This window comes from Rhodococcus sp. UFZ-B548, from assembly GCF_903819475.1.
Lineage (GTDB): Bacteria > Actinomycetota > Actinomycetes > Mycobacteriales > Mycobacteriaceae > Rhodococcus_F > Rhodococcus_F erythropolis.
In genome coordinates, this window is sequence record NZ_CAIJDS010000051.1 from 15,849 (window position 1) to 36,778 (window position 20,930).

The following is a 20,930-nucleotide window of genomic DNA, read 5'->3' on the forward strand; positions in this document are numbered from 1 at the left end:
GAGAGTGTGACCGATCAAGAAGTGAGATCGAGGGCGGCGCGAACGATGCTGTCGGAGTCGAGGCCGTGGTACCGGTAGACGTCTTCGAGTGAACCGACCTGACCGAACCGGCTCACTCCGAGCGCAGCACCCGGGACATTGTTGATTCCCGTCAGGAACGCGAGGGTGTGCGGGTGCCCGTCGAGAACGGTCACCATCGGCGCTGACCGGCTGCTCGGAAAGACCTGATCCAGGATCCACGACGGACCGTCCGCGAGACCGCGCCGAGACTGGAGTGCTTCGAAGAGCAATCCGGGGCTGGTCACGCACACGACGTCGGCGGAAATGCCTTGCTCGCCCAGTCTTTCGGCGGCGACAAGTGTTTCGGTGACGGTGGCACCCATGCCGACCAGGGTGATGGCCGGATCAGGGTTGTGCCGCAGCGTGTACGCGCCGGCCACCACCTGACGTCGGCGGCGTTCTCGCGCAGCCGGATCGGTCGGCACCGCGGCCAAGGCCTGATCGACCGGACGGGTCGACAGACGCAGATACGACGAGCTGCCGTCTGGTCGGCCGAGGCGTCCGATGCTGTCGAGGAGCGTCCACTCCACGTCGACGGCGAATGCCGGTTCGAAACTGACGCATCCCGGCTGTTCGAGTCCGATGGACGGGGTCTTGATCGACTGGTGCGCACCGCCTTCGGCTGCCAGGGTGACGCCCGACGGAGTGCCGACCATGATCGACTGTCCACCGGCGTAGATGCCGTACGACCACGGTTCGAGAGCCCGCTCGATGAAGGGGTCGTACATCACGCCGATGGGGAAGAGCGGCTGGCCCCAGCGACTCCAGGTTGCACCGAGTTCGCCCATCAGTCCGACCAGGTTGGTCTCGGCGATACCGAGTTCCATGTGCTGACCGGTGGGCTTCTCACGCCAGTGCATGATCGTTTCGGCGTCGTCGGCAAACCAGTTGTGCCGCTCGTTGGGGGACCAAACCCCGACCTTGTTCAGCCACCCTGCCAGGTTGGTGGTGGAACTGACGTCCGGGCTCAGTGTGACAACACGTTTCGCGGCGTCCGGCGCCTCTCGGCTGAGGTCGAGTAGCACCCGACCGAGAGCTGCCTGAGTGGTGGATGTGCCAGAGGGGGTACGGCCGATGTCTTTCGGAACTGCCGGGGGCACCAGAGGCTCCACCTTCGGGCGAGCCAGCCGCTCAGCGGTTTCGGCGCAGATGCGGCCAGACGGGCCGTCCGCCTCGAACCGTTCCCAGGGCTTCGACGGATCCATGCCGAGTTCCGCCGCCAGAATCTCGTACTGCTCGGTGGTGAGCAGCGACGAGTGGTTCTGCGGATGGCCCTGCGTCGGCAGGCCCCTGCCCTTGATCGTGTACGCGATGATCACGGTGGGACGGGTGTCGTCGATCTGCGCGTACGCCTCTCGCAGAGCGTCGAGGTCGTGGCCACCGAGATTGCGGATGGCCTCGAGCACCGTGGCGTCGTCGAGGTCGTTGATCAGCGACGTGATCGCGTCGGCGTCCGCCGCGTCGCCAGGCAGCCTCAGACGGACCTCGTCGGCCGTGCATCGCAGCAGACGCTGGTACTCCGGATTCGGCATGTCCAGGATTCGTTCGCGCAATGCGGTGCCGCCCGGCCGGGTGAAAAGTGATTCCAGGAGCGCGCCGAATTTCACGGTGATGACCTGCCAACCGGCGCCCGAGAACATGCGCTCCAGGCGGGTGGCCGCGATGTTCGGCACCACCCGGTCGAGTGATTGGCGGTTGAGGTCGACGATCCACACGATCTCACCCAGTTCGGCAACTGAATGATCGAGAACTGCTTCCCACACAGCGCCCTCGTCGAGTTCGGCGTCACCGACAAGGGAGTACTGACGCCCGGTTCCGGCGCCGCCGAGGGAGGCGTCGACGTATCGGCGTGCGATGGCGCCCCAGATGGGAGCCGTTGCACCGATTCCCACAGATCCGGTCGAATAGTCCACCGGATCAGGATCTTTTGATCGACTCGGGTAGCTCTGCAGGCCCCCGAACTCGCGCAGCGTTGTCAGGTACGACTCGTCGAGTTCACCGAGCAGATAGTTGATGCCGTGGAGCACCGGAGCCGCGTGCGGCTTGACGGAAACCCGGTCGCCGGAACGAAGTTGGCCGAACCACAGCGACGTCATGATCGAGACCATCGACGCGCACGAGGCCTGGTGGCCGCCGACTTTGAGCCCACTGGGATTCGGACGGACACGGTTGGCGTGATGGATCATCGCGGTCGACAACCACAGAACGCGCTTCTCGATCTCCGCCAGTGGCTCGGGAGCGTTCTGGTTGATGCTGGGGCTGTTCACGGCCGGTCCTGCCTTCGATAGTTGACATCGATCGCCGCACCGCCTGTACCCCAGATCATGGGGCCGACGATGTGGTTGTGATGTTTGGCAGGACTTCCTGAGGCCGAACCGTTCGGCGCGGCAAAGTCCAGCCGCACCTGTCGATCTGTTGTGCAGATTCTGCGTCAAAGTCCATCATCGGCATACAGATTGGGCAATAGCTACCCAGTGGATTGAGCAATGTGCGCAACACCGAGGCCTGTGCGCCGTGCGAGGTGGGCACTATGCGCAGCACACTGCGAGTCGTGCGCGATCAATCCATCAGATCGTGGACGTAGCACCAGCGCCAGGATTCGCCGGGCTCGTGCGAGCGCATGACCGGGTGCGCGGTGTCGCGGTAGTGGTTGGTCGCGTGCTGATGGGGGCTGGAATCGCAGCACCCGACGTGGCCGCAGGACAGGCACATGCGCAGGTGAGACCAGTTATCCTCGCCCAACTCGGCGCACTCCTGGCAGACGCCGGGCGTCAGCGCCGCCGGGTCCGTTTCGGGCGCATTGGTTAGTTCCTCGCAACCGGTCGGAGCGGGTGCGGGCTGCTGTGTGCGAGCTGCTGCTCGCTTCAGGATTTTCTTCATCGCCTTCCATACTGCATGCTGCCAGAGTGAACGGCATATTACTGGGGGTTGTAGTAGCGGCGTTGCTGGTGGCGGCGGTCGCGCGAAGGTTCGGATTGTCTTCGCCGCTGATCCTTGTCCTGGTCGGTTTGATCGCCTGCCAGATACCCGGTGTTCCGGAGTTGGAGCTCGATCCGGACCTCGTCCTGTTCGTCGTGTTGCCTCCACTTCTGTACTCGGCGGCGCTGGACAGTTCATACCTGGCACTGCGGTCCAATCTGCGTCCGATCGGATTTCTCGCAGTGGGGCTGCCCCTGGCGACGACGGCAGCGGTGGGCTTTGTCGCCTACCTGATCGTGCCGGAATTCTCGATTGCGGCCGCACTGGTTCTCGGCGCCATCGTGGCGCCGCCGGACGCGGTGTCCGCGAGCGCAATCGGACGCAAGCTCGGTCTGCCGCGCCGAATCATGACCCTGCTGGGCGGGGAGAGCCTGCTCAACGACGCCACCGCCCTGACGGCATACAAGGTTGCTCTCGCCGCGGCGGTGGGTACCGGTGCGACACTGATCGGCGGCTTCGAGACCTTCCTCGTCGCAGCGGTCGGTGGAACGGTGATCGGCCTCGCGGTGGGCTTTGTCATCTCGAAGGTTCGCGGCAAACTCCAGGATCCGGTGATGGAGAGTGGAATCGGGTTGGTGGTGCCGTTCTTCACCTACCTGGCTGCTGAAGAGGTCCACGCGTCGGGCGTCATCGCGGTCGTCGTAGCCGGATTGTTCCTCGGCCAGCGCTCCACGCGCGCGAGTTATGCGACGCGCTTGCAGGACACGGCAGTGTGGAAGGCCGTCGACCTGATCCTGGAGTCCTTCGTCTTCCTGTTGATCGGGCTCCAATTGCCCAGTGTTGTCAACGGATTGCAGGGGTACAGCACCTCGATCGTCGTCTGGGCGTCGATTGCCGTGCTCGTGACCGTCGTGGTGGTGCGGATCGCCTGGGTGTTCCCGTTCACGTATGTACCGCGTTGGCTGTCGCCCCGTATCCGAGCGAGGGAGCCGGAGATTTCGGCGCGGGCAGTGTTCGTCGTCTCGTGGGCCGGTATGCGAGGGGTCGTGTCGCTGGCTGCTGCCTTCGCCATTCCGTTGACGGTCAACAGTGGTGAAGACTTCCCGGGCCGTTCGCTGATCCTGTTCCTGACGTTTGTCGTCGTGGTCGGCACGCTGCTGCTGCACGGCCTGACGTTGCCGTGGGTCATCCGTGTCCTCGGTGTGCAAGGAGACGAGGAGCAGTCCGACGCACGCGCCGAGGCGGCGGCTCAGGACAAGGCTGCGCGCGCCGCTGCAGCGCGTCTGGACGAATTGGTCGGAGCCGACGCCGACGACGTCCCTCAGGTTCGGAATCGTGCCGCAGACATTTTGCGGAGCTGGAACACCCACCGCGCGAACTCGGCGTGGGAGCGACTGGGACGCAGCGACGAGGATCTGGGGGAGAGCCCGTCGAACGCCTTCCGCTCGCTGCGCCTCGAGATGATCGATGCCGAGCGAGGTGTGTTCATCGCCGAGCGCGATGCCGGCCGGATCGACGACGAGGTTCTCCGCAAGGTACTTCGAGAGCTCGATCTCGAGGAAGCCACGCTCGACCGGGACTAGACCGGCTGGTCTGATGTCGGTGAGGGTAATCGCTGGCCAGGGTCGGTTTACCTGGCCGTTGAGGCCTGCAACTTAACCGATTCCACTGAGCGAGACTCGATCCAATTTTCTGTGCCTCCCGTCACAGACTGTTTCGTGTTCAACATCACGTCACGGTCTTACCCCGCCTTGGAGGCATTCGAATGAGTCGTAGTTCCCGCCGCGGAAGTCGCAGATTGGCTGCGGCTGCGCTGGCGATCACCGCAAGTATGTTCCTGGCGTCGTGCGCCGACAACGGCTCGAGCAATGGCGGCGGCGAATCCGCTGATTCCGGTTCCTCGCTGAAGATCGGCATGGTCAACGAGCAGGCCGACCCCGGCACTCCCACCAAGGGCGGCACGCTGACGTTCAGCGGCTACTCGGCGGTCACGACTCTCGATCCCGCGAAGGCTCAGGTTGCCGGCGCCACCGGCGGCAGCGAGCTCAGCGCCATCTACGACGTGCTCATGCGCTACGACCCCATCGGGCAGAAGTTCGAGCCCAAGCTCGCCCAGTCGCTCGAAGCGAGTTCGGACAGCAAGACCTGGACGCTGAAGCTCCGCGACGGTGTGAAATTCAGCGACGGAACAGCTTTCGATTCCAAGGCAGTGGCGGACAGCATCAACCGCTACGTCACCAACAAGGGACCGCAGTCGAGCCTGTGGGCTTCCAAGGTTGCCTCGATCGACACCCCCGACGCGACGACTGTCGTCTTCAACCTCGTTGATCCGTGGACGGGCATCCAGTCGATGCTCGCTACCGGACCCGGCATGATCGTCGCCCCGAGCGCGCAGCAGGGTGACCAGTTCACCCCGATCGGTGCGGGCGCGTTCACTCTCGAGAAGTTCGCTCCCAACGAGGAACTGCTGTTGGCTGCTCGCCCCGACTACTACGACGGCGCACCGAACATCGACAAGCTCAAGCTGATCAGCATCGTCGGCGCTCAGCCCACCGCTGAAGCCCTCAAGACGGGCGGCATCGACGCCGCGTACATGCGTACGCTCACCCCGATCCTGGATCTGATCGAGTCGGGTTACCCCGGCTTCGTCGACATCCCGTCGCTCGGTTACATCGCCAACGTGAACATGGCCCCGGGTCGCCCGGGCTCGGATGTTCGTGTCCGCCAGGCGATGGCGCTTGCCGTCGATCCGGAGACGCTCAACACCCGCGTCAACAACGGCAAGGGACTGCCCGGCCAGGAGATCTTCCAGGACACCTCGCGCTGGCACAACGACGTCGCACCGATCGGCGTCGATCCCGCCAAGGCGAAGGAACTGCTCGATCAGGCCAAGGCCGACGGCTACGACGGAAAGATCACCTTCCTCTCCATCCAGGAACCGTCCGCCCAGGCAACGGCTCTGGCCATCCAGGCAATGCTCAACGCTGTCGGATTCGACGCTCAGATCGAATACGTCACCGGTGCAGGTGATCTGGTCAAGCGGATGTATGCCGATCACGACTACGACATGAGCACCGCAGCACTGAGCCTCGCCGAGGCCGATCCCTACGAGCGTCTGTACACGGGCATCAAGTCCGGCGGCCGTAACAACGCCACCGGCTACTCCGACGCCGAAATGGACGCTCTCCTGGACAAGTTGGGCGTCGCAACCACCGACGACGACAAGAAGGCAGTCCTGGCACAGATTCAGGAACGCACCAACGAGACCGTCCCGTGGCAGGTGTGGGGCAACGTCGCCGCACTCGACGTCTGGAACCAGAACGTTCACGGTCTCGAGCAGAGTCTCGACGGAATCGTGCTCTTCGACGGAGCTTGGAAGTCCTAGAGAGCCTGAAGTCCTGGAGAGCTTGAACCAAGACCTGAAATCAGAGGAACTGCTGTGTATTGCGAGCTCGCTGTCCGAAGGAGACGAAATCGATGAACATCGGCGCAATAGGTAAGAAATTGGGCCAGCTCGTCATTGTGATCCTGATCGTCAGCTTCGGAACCTTCGTGCTGGCATCACTGATCCCCGGCGATCCTGCTGTCTCCGTTCTAGGTGAAGGCCGAACGCCCGCCGAGTACGAGGAAGTTCGGCAGCAGCTCGGGCTCAACGATCCACTCCTGGTTCGCTATTGGGACTGGCTGACCAGCGCTCTCCAGGGCGACCTCGGTAATTCGCTTGTTCCCCCGCAGCAGGACGTTCTGACTGCGATCGGCTCGGCACTGCCCGTCAGCGTTCAGTTGGCCGTGATGGGTCTGTTCATCGCACTCGTCGTCGCCGTGCCGCTCGCACTCTGGTCGGCGCACCACGAAGGCGGCGTCATCGACCGCGTCATCAGCGCCGCGACGTTCGGTGTTCTTTCCGTCCCGAGCTTCCTCGCCGGTCTGTTGCTGATCATGGTCACCGTCAATTGGCTCGGCTGGTTCCCGCGATCACAGTGGGTGCGCATCGGGGACAGCCTCTCCGGAAACCTCTCACACGCAATACTCCCGGCTATCACCATCAGCCTCCTCGAGATGGCGATGTTCACTCGCGTTCTCCGATCCGATCTGGTGACGACGCTCCGTGAGGATTACATCCTCGCTTCGAAGGCGAAGGGAATGCCCACGCTGCGAGTGCTTTTCAGTGACGCGCTCCGACCGTCGTCGTTCTCGCTCATCACGATGATGGGTCTGGCTCTCGGCGGCATGATCGGCAGCACCGTGATCGTCGAGACGCTGTTCTCGTTGCCCGGAATGGGCACGCTCATCGTCCGCGCAGCGCAGCAAGGTGATTCGCCGATGCTGCTTGGCGCGGTGGTCGTGATCGCGGTCATCTACGTCCTCGTCAACAGTGCGATCGATGTTCTGTACACCTATCTTGACCCGAGGAGTCGTCGTGTCCATGTCTGAAGTGACGCCAGACGGAGCGGCCCCGTCGCCGGCCCCGTCCGAGGTGATGACATACCGGCAGCAGACAGTCCTGCTGGCTCCCGGTCCCGTCGAGACGTTGGAACAGCCCAAGAATCTGGTCCTGATCGGATCGATTCTCACGGTGATCGGCGTTGCGCTGCTCGGCACCGCACTCTTCGGTTCGGCCATCATGATGACCGTCCGCATCGTGCTCGCGCTCGTTGCCCTGGTTTTCCTCTTCAAGGGTCTCGGCAAGCTCGGTACGTCCAAGTGGGGCAGTCAGTTCGATCTCTCGTACTGGTTGGCGTGCATCTGGCTGGCCGCGCTGATCCTGGCCGCGATCTTCGCACCGCTGCTGCCGCTCGGTGAGTACAAGGACACGGTCAAGACCTTGGCCGAGCCGGGCTTCGCCTCGCCGAGCCTGCTCTCCGATCACCCGTTGGGTACCAACAACTTCGGTCTCGACCTGCTTGCCCGCGCTTTGTTCGGTGCCAGGGCATCCTTGACCGTGGCCATCTGCGCCGTACTGATCGGCATGATCATCGGCGGCACCATCGGCGTCATGGCCGGTTACTTCCGCGGCAAGGTCGACGCAGTCGTCGGAATCCTGACCAACTCGCTGCTGGCCATTCCTTCTCTGGTGCTGTTGATCGCACTGGCCGCGGTGCTCACGTCGAACCTGCGCAACATCACCCTCGCACTCTCGATTCTCTGCATTCCCAGCATGGTTCGAATCGCCAGGGCCAACACCATCGTCGTCGCCCAACGGGAGTTCGTGCTTGCCGCGCGGGCCATGGGCGCCACCAAATGGCGCGTCATCTGGCGCGAGTTGGTTCCCAACGTCCTCGTTCCGGTCGCCGCGCTCGGCCTGGTGGCCGTGTCCGGCCTGATTGTCGCGGAAGCATCACTCAGCTTCCTCGGACTCGGTATCGCACAACCTGATCCGACCTGGGGCAACATGATTGCGGAAGGCCAGGGCGGGATCGTGGAGAAGCATCCGTTCATCGTTCTGGTTCCCGGCGTCTTCCTCTTCCTGACGGTGTTCTCCTTCAACCTCATCGGCGAGAAGTATCGGAGTAAGCTGTGACCACTTCAGTTCAGAACGGCGTTCCGCTACTGCAGGCGGACAACATCAGGACCGTATTCGCCACTCCGCGTGGCCAGTTGCGAGCAGTCGACGGTGTCTCGATCCACGTTTCCGCCGGTGAAACTCTCGGTATCGTGGGTGAATCCGGTTCCGGCAAGTCGGTTCTCGGACGCACCATCATGGGTCTGCTGCAGAAGGGTCCGGCTCTGGACATCAGCGGGACGGTGACGTTTGCCGGCCGCGACATGTCGACGATGAAGAAGTCGGAGATGAAGCACTTCTGGGGACCCGAGATCGCCATGGTCTTCCAGGATCCGATGACCTCGCTCAATCCGTTCAAGCGCATCGGTACCCACATCACCGAATCCTTGAAGTTCCACCTGGGTCTGAAGAAGGACGCGGCCCGCGATCGCGCTGCGGAATTCCTGTCGATGGTGGGTATCCCCGAGCCCAAGCGTCGGCTCGATCAGTACCCCCACGAACTTTCGGGCGGTATGCGTCAGCGTGTGGTCATCGCGATGGCCCTGGCCTGCGAGCCGAAACTGCTGATCGCGGACGAGCCGACCACAGCTCTCGACGTGACCGTGCAGAAGCAGATCCTCGACCTGCTCGCCTCGCTCAACGACAAGCTCAACATGGCCGTCATCCTGATCAGCCACGACCTCGGTGTGGTCTCGGGACGGTCGGATCGTGTCGCCGTCATGTACGCCGGTTCCGTCGTGGAAACGTCGGCCACCGAAGAGTTGTTCACTCGTCCACGCCACCCGTACACCGAAGCGCTGATGGCCGCGATTCCGCGACTCGAATCGCCGACGCACACAGTGCTGCAGACAATTCCGGGTGGACTGCCGGACATGACGAAGCCGATCACCGGTTGCCGCTTCGCCGCTCGCTGCCGGTATGCCCAGGACGACTGCCTGACCGGCGAACCGGCTCTGGCTCCCGGTGGCCTGGGAGACAACACAACCGAAAGTCACACGTTCGCGTGCCACTACCCGGTCGACACCCCTGAAGGCACAACGGCATTGGTCGCCAACGAGAAGGCCGGCACTACCGCAGCGGGCCTGACGCTCGCGGTGAAGGAGATGGTCTGATGACTGCAGCAACCGAAACCAGAAAGCCCGAGACGGTGGACGCGGCCCTGACGGTCGAGGACCTGGTCGTCGAATTCAACGTCGGCAAGGGGCAGACCGTTCACGCCGTGTCCGGGATCAGCTTTACCGTCGCTCCGGGTGAAACATTGGGCGTTGTCGGTGAATCCGGCTGTGGCAAGTCCACAGCGGGCCGGGCGATCATGCAGTTGCCCTCACCGACGTCGGGCTCCATTCGCCTCGGAGAGACCGAAATGACGGCACTGGGCGCAGAAGAACTGCGTCGCAGTCGCACTCAGTTGCAGATGATCTTCCAGGATCCGATCTCCTCCCTGAACCCGCGTCGCAAGGTCAAGGCTCTCGTCACCGAGGGTCCGTCGATCTGGGGCGGAAAAGACAAGGCCGCCATCGAAGCTCGGGCACGCGAGGTTCTTGCCGAGGTCGGGTTGGACCCGGACATGGTGTGGGACCGGACCCCGCGGGAACTCTCGGGCGGACAGTGCCAGCGTGTGTGCATCGCCCGCGCATTGATGCTCGATCCCAAAGTCCTGATCTGTGACGAGCCGGTCTCGAGCCTCGACGTCTCCGTGCAGGCGCAGATTCTGAACCTGCTCGAGGATGCGAAGAAGCGTCACGGGCTGTCTTTGCTGTTCATCGCGCACAACATGGCCGTCGTGAAGAACATCAGCGACCGCGTGATGATCATGTACTTGGGCCGCGTCTGCGAAATCGTTCCCGCAGAAGACATGCAGAACCGCGCGCTGCACCCGTACACGCAGCTACTGCTGTCGTCGATTCCCGATCCTGATGCCACCGTCACCGCAGCGCAGAACGTCGAGCAGAAGGTCATCGAGCTGCCGTCGCCGCTCAATCCGCCCAGCGGCTGCCGGTTCCGCACGCGGTGCCCGCTGGCCACGGATCTTTGCGCCGAGGAAGTTCCCGAACTTCGTCTCGTCCAGGGCGGTCATCAGGTGGCGTGCCACAACGTGTGACTACACGCGAAGCATGTTGCGTACGTGACCGGTTTCGTTGATCGACCCGACCCTGCGGCTTCCGTCCCGGGAAACAAGAATTCGCGTGACGGACACGTACTCGATCGGGAAGGTCAACGGACGCTCCAGCCCGAGTAGTTCCTGCAGAACGATATTGATGACGCCGCCGTGGCAGAAGATCGCCACGGTGGCGTTGTTGTCGGTTGCGGCGACGACGTCGTCGATCGCACCGAGGACTCGCGCACGAAAAGCGTCGCCGTCCACCGACTCGGGTAGCCATCCGGCCTTGATGCGCGCATACGTTTCCGGTGCGCGTTCCAAGACCTCGTGCATCGGGATGTAGTGGGGCTGCTCGTAGTCGTACTCCGCCAGACCCTCGAGCTGGGTGACCGGAAGATCCAATGCCTGCGCTACCGGGTCCGCGGTCTCGAGTGCGCGCTTCTGCGGGCTACTGAAGAGCCCGGTGATCCGGTAGGGGGCCAAAGCCGCAGGCAGCCGAAGTGCCTGCACGCGACCGGCGTCGGTCAGTGAGGGATCGGCGAAGCCTTCGGTGACCTCGGCGAGTTCGGGGAGCGCGTGTCGGATCAGGAGTAGTTGCACCCACGTCACCTTGCCATGTACAGATCGACGGCCACCACGAGGTTTCGGCCTTCACGTTTCGCCTGGTACATGGCGGTGTCGGCGATGTCGAGCAGAGCGTCCATCTCGGCCATGGCCTGATCTACCCAGGCGACTCCGATACTGACCGTTCCGGCGAAGCCGCGGATGGATCGGGAGTGCGCCTCCTGTCTCTGCCTGATGCGTTCTGCCAGGGCAATTGCTTCCTCGAATGTGCAGTCGGCGGCGGCGACGGCAAATTCCTCACCGCCAAGGCGACCGGACAGTCCCAGTCCTTCGGTAGTGGCGAGGAGGGTGTTTCCGAACTGTTCGAGGACCGAATCTCCGGTGAGGTGGCCGAGGTTGTCGTTGATCGATTTGAAGTGGTCGAGATCGAGCATCATGACGGCGATCGATTTTCGCGCTGTGTGTTGGGTGTCGAGGAGTTCTTGCGACTGGGTCCAGAATGCATGTCGGCTCAGCGTTCCGGTCAGGGCGTCGCATTCGGCGATGCGTTGGAGTTCACGTTCAGCGCGTCGCTGTGCGCCCGTGGCGACGGCTACGGCGATGGGGGAGAGCGCCATCAAGATGACGGAGATTCTGGTGGTTACACCTTCGCTGAGCAGATGAACCGGATCGGCCAGGGCCAACCGCCCCTGGCCGGCCATGATCAGCGCCCACGCGCTCCACCCAGCCGCGAGGAGCGAAGTGCTGAACAGCGAGACGCGCATCGCGCACCACAAGAGCGCCGGCATCGGAAGCAGCAATGCGAGGGCTCCCTGCACTTCGAGGGCCAGCGGGAGGCAGGCGAGGAGGGCTGCCAGCGGCAGAAGGATCTGGGCGACCCGTCGAAGTCGCAGATTCTGCCGCACGGACGGCCCGAACGTACGACGGACGTGGTCGAACGGAGGTGCGGAAAGAAGGATGGGCAGCACGATCAGATAGGTGCACAGGTCGGCGAAGAACCAACCCACCAATTCCGTTCCCGCACCGCTTCCTTCGTGGAGTTGAGTGCGCAGCGCGCTCGCGGACCCAGCCGTGAACGACGCCAGAACCGAGACGACGAAGATTCTGGTCGTGTACTTGGTCTCGGAGATCCGCCGCGGAAAACAGCCGAGCAAGTTCGCGGCGATCAATCCTGTCGTGACGCCGACCAGATTGATCGCATTCAGTTCGAAGGCCCTCTGCACGGGGCTTCCGGTCGCAAGATCCGCCGTCAGCAGCGCGGCGCCGCCGACAGCGAGTCCGATCGGCGCAAACGAGCGTGGGTTACGAAGGAGAATGCCCAGAAGGATCGCGTTGGCGGGCCAGAAGGTCGACAGAAACCCGGGCGGACGGGCGGCGATGCCGGCGAGGGCGACAACGAGTATGGCGACGAAGATCAGCGACGAGCGCACCCGGGTTGTCGAACGATCCATGGCCAGCCTGTCGTAGAAAGCAGAAGCTGTCCGAGCCTAGCAATGATCCGGCTACTGTCCGAGTTGTACGTTGAAGTGTCATTCCCGAGGGTTCGGCTGCGTGAGGCGCCGAATCAAGTTCGCCAACTCCTCGGGCTGATCGATCATCGCGTGGTGATGCGCCGGGCGCAGGACGTGAAAACTCCCGCCGAGGTAGGTGGCGAGTTTCTGCTGCTTTGCCATCCAGGCGATGGACCAGGGAGTGGTGTGGCCAGTGTGTGCGGCAACGACGCTGAGGTCGATGTCGGGCAGTGGATGCTTGCTCGAGCGTCGTAAAGCGGTGAGCTCCAGCGCCATATCGGTGTACGCGACGTATTCGATCATCGCCGCCTCCAGATAGTGAGGCTCGCGGTAGATCTTCCTGACCCATTCGAGGGTGGCTTCGGACGACCCGCTCGGCGGCACGGACTGGTTGAGGATCTTGCGCGTCGTGGTGCCGAGGAGTCGTTGGAGCCCGGTGGTGCTGAACGAAGCCGCGGCGGCCCGGGAGGCGATCAGCAGCAGGTCACGGGGGAAAAGACGTTTCGGTTCTTTCTCGGCACTGGAATCGAGGAGCAGCATCCCCGCCGCCCGATCGGGGAACAGTCGCGCGAAGCCTTCGGCGTAGAAGCCGGCGATGGAGTGGCCGACGACGACGGCCGGCCGTGCCAATCCCAGAGTGTCGAGCACGTCGCGGATCCGCTGAGCTTCGCCGCGGACGGTCGGCACTTCGGAAGACGGCTCGCTGAGTCCGAAGCCCGGGCGATCGAAGCGGACGACGGTGTGGTCCGACTGGAGATGACGCGCGCAGTCATCCCAGTCGAACCAGTTGCCCGCCAGCCCGCCGCACAGGACGACGACGGGGCCGTCGCCCTCGGCAAGAACATGAAGTCGGCTCTCGCCGACCTGCAAGATCTCGCCCGGTGGTTTCACGTGGAACAATTCCGGCACGTGAGAATCCGGACTACTGACGCGGTTTCGCGAGGGGGAAGGCCAGCGTCTCGCGGATGCTGCCACCCGTGATCAGCATGACGATTCGGTCGACGCCCATCCCGAGACCACCCGTCGGCGGCATCGCGTGTTCGAGGGCTTGAAGGAAGTCCTCGTCCAATTCCATTGCTTCTGGATCACCGCCGGCCGCAAGCATCGACTGCTCGGTGAGCCGGTTGCGCTGATCCACGGGGTCGGTCAACTCGCTGTACGCGGTTCCCAGTTCGACACCCCACGCCACGAGGTCCCACTTCTCGGCGACGCCGGGGATGCTGCGATGCGGCCGGGTGAGCGGAGACATCGAGGTGGGGAAGTTGGTGTAGAACGTGGGGAACTCCGTGTAGTCCTCGACCAGGTGCTCGTACATCTCCTGCGCGATGGCGCCGGTATCCCAGCTGGACTGGTACGGGATCTCGTTGGCGTCGCACAGCTTCTGCAGGTCTTCGAGACTCGTCTCGGGGGAGACGTCGACACCAAGCTTTTCGGCGACGGCGCCGTGCATCGTCTTCACCGGCCACTCGCCGGAGATGTCGACCTCGACCAATTCGCCGTCCGGGCCGGGTCGCATGATGATCTCGCGCCCGAACGCTGCGACGGCCGCCGCCTGGATGAGCTCGCGGCACATCCGCATCATGCCCTCGTAGTCGCTGTGCGCCTCGTAGGCCTCGAGGATCGTGAATTCGGGATTGTGTTTGAAGTCGACGCCCTCGTTACGGAACACGCGGCCGATCTCGAACACCTTCTCCATTCCTGCGACGCACAAGCGCTTCAGGTACAGCTCGGGTGCGATGCGGAGATAGAGGTCGAGGTTGTACGCGTTGATGTGTGTCAGGAACGGAGCGGCGTTCGCGCCGCCGTGCACCTGCTGCAGGATCGGGGTCTCGACTTCGAGGTATCCGCGACCACCGAGTGAATCGCGAAGCGACTTCACGACGGCACTTCGAGCTTCGAGCAGTTCGCGGGCCTTCGGGTTGAGGGCGATGTCGAGGTACCGCTGGCGGACTCGGGTCTCGGGATCCGAGAGGCCCTTCCACTTGTCCGGCAGCGGGTGCAGGCACTTGCCGTTCATGCGCCACTCGGCGGCGATGAGCGACAGCTCGCCCTTGCGGCTACGCCCGATGGTTCCGCTCACTTCGATCAGGTCACCGAGATCGAACTCGGCGGCGAACTCCGCCAGCTTCTCCCGGCCGACGTTGTCCTGGTCGACCAGAACCTGGATGTCGCCGGACCAGTCGCGCACGTCCGTGAACACGACTCCGCCGTAGTCGCGAACCCTCAGCAGGCGTCCCGCGATGCGTACGCGGGTGCCCTCCGGCGACTTCGCTGCGGCTGCGATCGTATGCGTCGGCGGGTAGGCGACGGGGTAGGCGGCGATTCCTTCGTCGGCCAGTTGCGCGAGTTTGTTCATGCGCACGCGGACCTGCTCGGGTCGACGCGGACCGTTGGTCGTTAACGACGGCGCCGAGTCCGGCGGGCTGCCGTCGGCGTGCAGTCCTTCGGAAGTCACCAGAGCTGCCGGCACCGCCGCATGCGTTCCGGTGTGCTTGACGACCTGGCTCGACTTGCGCCCGAAACTGGGCAGAACCACAAAGCCTTCGGCGATGGCCGACGCGAATCCGACGCGTGGAAGCTCACGGTTGTCCTCGAAGCAGAGAAAGCGCGGCTCCCAATCCGGCTGGTACTTCACGTTGGAGCGGTACAGCGCTTCGAGCTGCCACCAGCGGGAGAAGAAGACGAGCACCGAGCGCCAGATACGGAGGATCGGGCCGGCGCCGATGCGCGAACCTTCCTCGAACACCGAGCGGAAGACGGCGAAGTTGAGCGAGACCCGCACGACGCCGATCTCGTCGGAACGTGTGGCCAACTCCGAGACCATCAGTTCGACGACTCCGTTGGGTGCCGTCGGCTTGCGACGCATCAGGTCGAGCGAAACGCCGTTCGGTCCCCACGGCACGAGCGAAAGCATGCCGACGACGCTTTCGTCCTCCGTGCCTTCGCCCATGACGGCTTCGACGAGGAGGCAGTCGCCGTCGAGGTGATCGCCCAGTCGGCCGAGCGCCATGGAGAAGCCGCGCTCGGTGTCGGTGTCACGCCAGTCGTCCGCGCGGATGATGACGGCCGCCATGTCCTCGGGCGGGATGTCTCGATGGCGTCGCATCCGCACGGTGACGCCGTGGCGCCTGACGCGGGTGACGGCCTGGCGCACCGGGCGCATGTCGCGTCCGTTGAGGTTGAACTCGCGGGTGCGCAGGATCGCTTCGTCGCCGAGTTGCAGGACGCTCAAGCCTGCCTTCTTGTACGCCGTCGCCCCGGTTTCGCTGGCGCCCATGACGGCTGTCGCCCAGCCGTACTGCGAGGCCAGGTCCTGCCACGCTTCGATGGCGTGCGGCCACGCTTCGGGATCGCCGATGGGATCACCACTGGCGAGGCAGACGCCGATCTCGACGCGGTACGTGATCGCGGCCTTGCCGCTCGGCGCGAAGATGACGGCCTTGTCGCGGCGGGTGGCGAAGTAGGCGAGGGAGTCGTCGGCGCCGAAGTTCTGGATCAACCCGCGGATCGCGGACTCGTCGTTTCCGGTGAGGGCGTTGTTGGAGCGTTGCGCGCGGAAGAGCGTCATAACGGCGGCGAGTAGTGCGATGGCGCCGAGGAGACCGAGGACCGTGTTGACGAAGACGCGTGGGTGGCCGTCGAACACCTCGTTGTCGACCGAAGCCGCAGCGGTGACGCGGTTCAGGGCCCAGAGGAATCGTTGGTTCTGCGGCAGGTCGCCCGGGAAGAGTTCGACAAGGCCCCAACCGATCACGGTCGCGACAGCCATGCCGCCGATCAGTACGCCGAGCGCTTTCCAACCGGCGCCGCGTCGTACGCGTGTGTAGAACTCGGGCCTCGCGGCGATGAGGATTCCGATCACGACAAGCAAAACGACAGCGGCGACGGCGTTGTTCGGGTTCTTGTCGACGATCGTGGAGGCGATGTTGGTGAGGGTGATCAGCGCGAGGTAGATCGTCAGCAGCCACCAGGCGATGCGCTTGCGACTCGCGAGGGCCGCGGCGAGCAGGGCGACGACGAGCGCCCACGACAGGCTCGTATCCGGTGCGTCGAAGTAGTAGCTGTCGATGTATTCGCGTGGGACGCGGAGGATGTGCCGCAGAACCGGCGAGATGCTCCACAGGAACACCAGTACGGAGAAAACTCCGAGGATCAATCCCGAGATATGGGGAACCTGGCTGAACCGCCCTTTGCGGAATCGCCGCGCCTGGCGCGGATTTTCGGGTGGCGATTCCACCAGCTCTGCAGTGGTGTCCGATACCTCGGTCAATGGTGCCATCGAGCTTCCTCTCCTACCGGTCGATCAGATCCTCACGCTAAGTGTGGTCTGTCGTGTCCAGTTTTGTGGGAGGAGGAAGATGATTGACATGACCGACAACATTCCAGCAGTACCCATCCGCGACGAAATGATTCGGCTCGGTCAGTTTCTCAAGCTCGCGAACCTCATCGAATCGGGCGCGGAGGCCAAGGAAGTGATCGCCGACGGCATGGTTTCGGTCAACGGTGAGGTCGAAGATCGTCGGGGCCGCCAGCTTCGTGACGGCGATGTCGTCGAGATCGGCGGGATGGCCGCCAAAGTGGAAGCCCCCGCCTGATCCCGCGACTTCTGACTAGCTTTCGCGAACGACGACGCCGTCCTGGTCGCTGTAGACGATCTCGCCGGGGTTGAAGGTGACTCCGCCGATTTCGATCGGCACGTTCTTCTCGCCCGAACCGGTCTGAGTGCTCTTGCGCGGGTTGGTGCCCAGCGCCTTGACGCCGATGTCGAGGGTGCGCAGGATCGCCGAGTCGCGGACAGCTCCGTTGACGATGACGCCGGCCCAGCCGTTGTCGACGCCGCGGCCGGCGATGATGTCGCCGACCAGGGCGGTGTGGATGCTCGCGTCACCGTCGACGACGAGGACTCCGCCGTTGCCCGGTTCGCTGAGGGTCTGCTTCACGAGCAGGTTGTCCTGGAAGCACTTGATGGTGGTGATGGGGCCGGCAAACACTTCACGTCCACCGAACTGGGTGAACTGCGTGTCGCAGCTACGGATGTCGGGTCCGATCTCGTCGGCAAGGTCAGCGGTCGCTACAGGCTCGGTCATGCCCCACAGGATAGTCGGCGGGGCTCGGGCCTAGTTGTCGTCGGGGAGTATGCCGTTCAGCACTATGTCGGCGAGAGAATCGGCAAACGGTCCCGGGTCCGAGACGTCACGAACCGACAGCGCGAAGATGGCCGCGCCCGCCATGATGTCGAGGAGAGCGTCGGCGTCGACGCCACTTCGGATGTCGCCGCGCTCCCTCGCCGCTTCCAGTCGACGGTTCAGCTCGACGCGGACTCCGGCCAGTTGCCGCACCACGAGAACGTCGCGTAATTCCGCGTTTGTGCGCACTTCGCTCATCAGTCCGGGCGCCGCGGCCCGGGTGGCGGGAGCGGCAAACAGTGCCACTGCGCCCTGCACAAGCGCGCGAATCTGATCCGCGATCGTGCCCTCGGCGCCGAGTTCGGTGTCGATGTCCGCGCCTTGTTCGACGTCGAGCACGGGGTAGATCGCGTCGTTGACGATGTGTGCCTTCGACGGCCACCGACGGTAGATGGCTGGACGCCCGACTCCCGCGCGCGTCGCGATGGCGTCGATGGATGTGCCGGCGTACCCCTTTTCCTCCAGCAGTTGCCTGGTCGCGTCCAGTACTGCGTCGTCGATTGCAGGGTTTCGCTGCGGGCCCAGGCGGTGCTGAGTTTCGGAATCTTTGGACATTTTGGGCAAATCCCTTGCGGTATCGCTGTGATGGCCGTTACATTCTGTCACGGCTTTAGTCGATACATATTGTATCGACTATCGGCACGTGCGCATCGGCGCCACCGAACCACGAGGAGTGGTGATGAACCTTCGAACCGAAACAGAAACCTCAGGCGGAGATCCCGACTACGCCGAATTCGCCAGGCCCGGCGAATCCCGCAATGACCCGGCAGAGATGCGACGCAGCCTCGAAGGCTGGCTCGCGAGCGTGCTGTGGCGAGGCTCGAAACCTTCCGTGACCTCGGTCGAGGTGCCGGCCGCGAACGGCATGTCCAACGAGACCGTGCTGTTCGATGCAACGTGGATCGAGGACGGGATTCGAGCCGAGCATCGCCTGGTCGCCCGTATCGCTCCGCGAGACAGTGCGGTGCCGATCTTCCCGTCGTACAACCTGGACCAGCAGTTTCGGGTCATGAGCGCCGTCGCAGCCCACACGTCGGTGCCGATCCCGCGCGTGTACTGGTCCGAGAGCAACCCGGACGCGCTCGGCGGCGAGTTCTTCGTGATGGAACGGCGCGACGGCGAAATCCCGCCAGACGTCATGCCGTACACGTTCGGATCCTGGCTCTCGGAGGCTTCAGCGGACGACTGTTCTCGACTCCAGCAGTCATCGGTCCAGGTGCTGGCGGAGTTGCACGCTATGGTCGATCCACACCTCGCTCTCCCCGAGTTGTGTCGCGATGGTGCCGAACCGACTGGGGCAGAAGCTCTTCGCGCGCACCTCGAGGACCAGCGACGCTATTACGAGTGGGCAACAGCCGACGGACCAGGATCTCCGTTGATCGAGCGCGGCTTCGACTGGATCGAAGCGAACTTTCCCGCCGATGCCGGTTCCGCAGTGCTCTGCTGGGGTGACTCGCGGATCGGAAATGTCATCTACCGCGACTTCGAACCAGCGGCGGTCCTCGACTGGGAGATGGCCACACTGGGGCCGCGTGAACTGGACCTCGGCTGGATGATCTTCCAGCACAGGTTCTTCGAGGATCTCGCTGCCATGGCCGGACTCCCCGGAATGCCGGACTTCCTTCGTCGCGAGGCCGTGGCAGAGGTCTACGGCTCGCTTTCCGGCCACCAGGTTGCGGATCTAGATTTCTACATCGTGTACGCCGCGCTGCGGCATGCGGTGATCATGTTCCGAGTCCAAAGTCGCGCAGTGGCTTTCGGTCAGGCCGAACTCCCCGACAACCCGGACGAGATGATCCTGCACCACAAAACACTCGAAGCCATGCTCGACGGCACCTATTGGGAATCGCTCGCTACAGCCACGCTCACAACAGCGTCGGTCGCAACAGGAGATGCACGATGACACTGTCCCCGCTCGACGACTACCCGGTACATCAGATCGCCGAGACCATCCGCCACGTGGGCACCTCGGATCGAAACTTCTACGACCGCTACTACTTCAACTGCCATGCAGGCGTCGACGGCGATACCGAGCCGCTGTTTCTCATCATCGGTCTCGGTCAGTACCCCAATCTCGGTGTGTGCGACGGCTTTGCGGTTCTTCGGCGCGGCGACGACCATATCGTCTTCCGAGCATCCCGTGCCTTGGGCGACGATCGTATGGACCTGTCAGTAGGCCCGTTGAGGATCGAGATCATCGAGGGTCTGCACCGTCTGCGGGTGGTGTTGGACCCGAGTCCCGAAGCGCCGGACCTGAGCTTCGACCTCACCTTCGAGTCCGACGGCCCCGCCAATCTCGAGGCCAGACATTTCCATCGCCAGCTCGAACGAGTCACCTTCGACACGCAACGATTCGTGCAGACCGGAACATGGTCCGGATCCCTGACCGTCGACGGCGACGTCATCCCGGTCACCCCGGAGACGTGGCGGGGTAATCGCGATCGATCCTGGGGTGTTCGACCGGTCGGCGAGGCGGAACCTCCTGGACGCAAGGCGGATCCGTCGATCGCCGGTAGTCAGAACTTCTTCTGGATCTACTCGATCATGCAATTCGGGGACTTCACCGTCGTCACGGTCGTTCAAGAGGATCAGCAGGGACGCCGAATTCTGGAGGATGCGACACGCGTCTGGGCGGATCGTTCGCGCGAGCCGGAGTGGTTGGGTCGACCGGACCACCAGCTCACCTTCATTTCCGGCACCCGCGAGGTGAAGAGCGGAACTCTGTACTTCCGGCGTCCCGGTGCACCAGGCGAATCCGACCACATCCTGGAGATAACCTGCGAACCGATTCTGCCCAACTACATCGGTGTCGGTACGGGCTACGGACTCGAGCAGGATTGGCGCCACGGGATGTGGCAGGGAGAACTGGTGGTTCAGGGCCTGCGAGAGAAGGTTTCGGACATCGAACCGTGGAAGAAGATGCTGTGCCCGGTCGACAATTTGGCCCGGTTCACCCTTGTAGAAGACGGCCTGACTCGCACCGGGACAGGACTGTTCGAGGTAGCAGTCATCGGACCTCATCAGCGATACGGGTTCACCGGAATCGGTGACGTCGCACCGTAACTCCAGCTCACCAAACCGCAAAT

The 20,930-nt window shown here is 63.6% G+C and carries 17 protein-coding genes; 9 read left to right on the forward strand and 8 right to left on the reverse strand.

Annotated features, from left to right (window positions below; translation table 11 throughout):
• Positions 1 to 14: 14 nt before the first annotated feature.
• Both H7C86_RS29820 and H7C86_RS29825 read right to left on the reverse strand, forming a co-directional pair.
• Complete coding sequence (locus tag H7C86_RS29820) at positions 15 to 2,327, reverse strand: transketolase-like TK C-terminal-containing protein (RefSeq protein WP_182262752.1); 2,313 nt, start codon at positions 2,325 to 2,327, stop codon at positions 15 to 17.
• 292 nt (positions 2,328 to 2,619) lie between these two features.
• A complete protein-coding gene (locus tag H7C86_RS29825) occupies positions 2,620 to 2,940 on the reverse strand; it encodes a UBP-type zinc finger domain-containing protein (RefSeq protein WP_019746256.1) in 321 nt (106 codons plus the stop codon).
• Between the two features lie 26 nt (positions 2,941 to 2,966).
• Here H7C86_RS29825 and H7C86_RS29830 point away from each other — a divergent pair, with 26 nt between their 5' ends.
• From H7C86_RS29830 to H7C86_RS29855, 6 genes are all read left to right on the forward strand, one after another.
• Complete coding sequence (locus H7C86_RS29830) at positions 2,967 to 4,562, forward strand: Na+/H+ antiporter (protein WP_020905652.1); 1,596 nt, start codon at positions 2,967 to 2,969, stop codon at positions 4,560 to 4,562.
• Positions 4,563 to 4,744: 182 nt separating this feature from the next.
• Positions 4,745 to 6,364, forward strand: a complete 1,620-nt coding sequence (locus H7C86_RS29835) for an ABC transporter substrate-binding protein (RefSeq protein ID WP_182262753.1) — start codon at positions 4,745 to 4,747, stop codon at positions 6,362 to 6,364.
• Between the two features lie 92 nt (positions 6,365 to 6,456).
• Positions 6,457 to 7,413, forward strand: a complete 957-nt coding sequence (locus H7C86_RS29840; protein ID WP_182262754.1) for an ABC transporter permease — start codon at positions 6,457 to 6,459, stop codon at positions 7,411 to 7,413.
• On the forward strand, positions 7,406 to 8,500 hold the full coding sequence (locus H7C86_RS29845; RefSeq protein WP_020968023.1) for an ABC transporter permease: 1,095 nt from the start codon (positions 7,406 to 7,408) through the stop codon (positions 8,498 to 8,500). Before H7C86_RS29840 ends, H7C86_RS29845 begins: the two co-directional genes overlap by 8 nt.
• Positions 8,497 to 9,594, forward strand: coding sequence for an ABC transporter ATP-binding protein (locus tag H7C86_RS29850; RefSeq protein WP_182262755.1), 1,098 nt, complete (start codon positions 8,497 to 8,499; stop codon positions 9,592 to 9,594). The genes H7C86_RS29845 and H7C86_RS29850 overlap by 4 nt, the downstream gene beginning before the upstream one ends.
• Complete coding sequence (locus H7C86_RS29855) at positions 9,594 to 10,583, forward strand: ABC transporter ATP-binding protein (protein WP_182262756.1); 990 nt, start codon at positions 9,594 to 9,596, stop codon at positions 10,581 to 10,583. The genes H7C86_RS29850 and H7C86_RS29855 overlap by 1 nt, the downstream gene beginning before the upstream one ends.
• On the opposite strand, the gene H7C86_RS29860 is transcribed toward H7C86_RS29855, so the two are convergent.
• From H7C86_RS29860 to lysX, 4 genes are all read right to left on the reverse strand, one after another.
• A complete protein-coding gene (locus tag H7C86_RS29860) occupies positions 10,584 to 11,183 on the reverse strand; it encodes a histidine phosphatase family protein (RefSeq protein WP_020968024.1) in 600 nt (199 codons plus the stop codon).
• Positions 11,184 to 11,188: 5 nt separating this feature from the next.
• Entirely contained in the window at positions 11,189 to 12,598 is a 1,410-nt protein-coding gene (locus H7C86_RS29865) for a GGDEF domain-containing protein (RefSeq protein ID WP_020905658.1), read from the reverse strand.
• A gap of 78 nt (positions 12,599 to 12,676) precedes the next feature.
• Complete coding sequence (locus H7C86_RS29870) at positions 12,677 to 13,567, reverse strand: alpha/beta fold hydrolase (protein ID WP_080909343.1); 891 nt, start codon at positions 13,565 to 13,567, stop codon at positions 12,677 to 12,679.
• Between the two features lie 13 nt (positions 13,568 to 13,580).
• The gene (gene lysX / locus H7C86_RS29875; RefSeq protein ID WP_182262757.1) at positions 13,581 to 16,937 is read right to left on the reverse strand and encodes a bifunctional lysylphosphatidylglycerol synthetase/lysine--tRNA ligase LysX; all 3,357 of its coding nucleotides are present in this window, start codon (positions 16,935 to 16,937) and stop codon (positions 13,581 to 13,583) included.
• Between the two features lie 88 nt (positions 16,938 to 17,025).
• Here lysX and H7C86_RS29880 point away from each other — a divergent pair, with 88 nt between their 5' ends.
• A complete protein-coding gene (locus tag H7C86_RS29880) occupies positions 17,026 to 17,253 on the forward strand; it encodes an RNA-binding S4 domain-containing protein (RefSeq protein ID WP_003943569.1) in 228 nt (75 codons plus the stop codon).
• Positions 17,254 to 17,268: 15 nt separating this feature from the next.
• On the opposite strand, the gene rraA is transcribed toward H7C86_RS29880, so the two are convergent.
• Entirely contained in the window at positions 17,269 to 17,745 is a 477-nt protein-coding gene (gene rraA / locus H7C86_RS29885; protein ID WP_003943552.1) for a ribonuclease E activity regulator RraA, read from the reverse strand.
• A 30-nt stretch (positions 17,746 to 17,775) separates the two neighbouring features.
• Positions 17,776 to 18,399, reverse strand: a complete 624-nt coding sequence (locus H7C86_RS29890; RefSeq protein WP_020968028.1) for a TetR/AcrR family transcriptional regulator — start codon at positions 18,397 to 18,399, stop codon at positions 17,776 to 17,778.
• A gap of 124 nt (positions 18,400 to 18,523) precedes the next feature.
• Between H7C86_RS29890 and H7C86_RS29895 the strand changes: the two genes are divergently transcribed.
• Positions 18,524 to 19,747, forward strand: coding sequence for a phosphotransferase family protein (locus tag H7C86_RS29895; RefSeq protein WP_182262758.1), 1,224 nt, complete (start codon positions 18,524 to 18,526; stop codon positions 19,745 to 19,747).
• A complete protein-coding gene (locus H7C86_RS29900; protein WP_182262759.1) occupies positions 19,744 to 20,907 on the forward strand; it encodes a hypothetical protein in 1,164 nt (387 codons plus the stop codon). The genes H7C86_RS29895 and H7C86_RS29900 overlap by 4 nt, the downstream gene beginning before the upstream one ends.
• The last annotated feature ends 23 nt before the right edge of the window (positions 20,908 to 20,930 follow it).

Excerpts from the sequence above, each read along its gene's own strand:
- H7C86_RS29825 (WP_019746256.1), bottom strand. The coding sequence starts at position 2,940 with ATGAAGAAAATCCTGAAGCGAGCAGCAGCTCGCACACAGCAGCCCGCA.
- H7C86_RS29835 (WP_182262753.1), top strand. The coding sequence starts at position 4,745 with ATGAGTCGTAGTTCCCGCCGCGGAAGTCGCAGATTGGCTGCGGCTGCG.
- H7C86_RS29840 (WP_182262754.1), top strand. The coding sequence starts at position 6,457 with ATGAACATCGGCGCAATAGGTAAGAAATTGGGCCAGCTCGTCATTGTG.
- H7C86_RS29845 (WP_020968023.1), top strand. The coding sequence starts at position 7,406 with ATGTCTGAAGTGACGCCAGACGGAGCGGCCCCGTCGCCGGCCCCGTCC.
- H7C86_RS29855 (WP_182262756.1), top strand. The coding sequence starts at position 9,594 with ATGACTGCAGCAACCGAAACCAGAAAGCCCGAGACGGTGGACGCGGCC.
- H7C86_RS29865 (WP_020905658.1), bottom strand. The coding sequence starts at position 12,598 with ATGGATCGTTCGACAACCCGGGTGCGCTCGTCGCTGATCTTCGTCGCC.
- lysX (WP_182262757.1), bottom strand. The coding sequence starts at position 16,937 with ATGGCACCATTGACCGAGGTATCGGACACCACTGCAGAGCTGGTGGAA.
- H7C86_RS29880 (WP_003943569.1), top strand. The coding sequence starts at position 17,026 with ATGACCGACAACATTCCAGCAGTACCCATCCGCGACGAAATGATTCGG.
- rraA (WP_003943552.1), bottom strand. The coding sequence starts at position 17,745 with ATGACCGAGCCTGTAGCGACCGCTGACCTTGCCGACGAGATCGGACCC.
- H7C86_RS29890 (WP_020968028.1), bottom strand. The coding sequence starts at position 18,399 with ATGTCCAAAGATTCCGAAACTCAGCACCGCCTGGGCCCGCAGCGAAAC.
- H7C86_RS29895 (WP_182262758.1), top strand. The coding sequence starts at position 18,524 with ATGAACCTTCGAACCGAAACAGAAACCTCAGGCGGAGATCCCGACTAC.
- H7C86_RS29900 (WP_182262759.1), top strand. The coding sequence starts at position 19,744 with ATGACACTGTCCCCGCTCGACGACTACCCGGTACATCAGATCGCCGAG.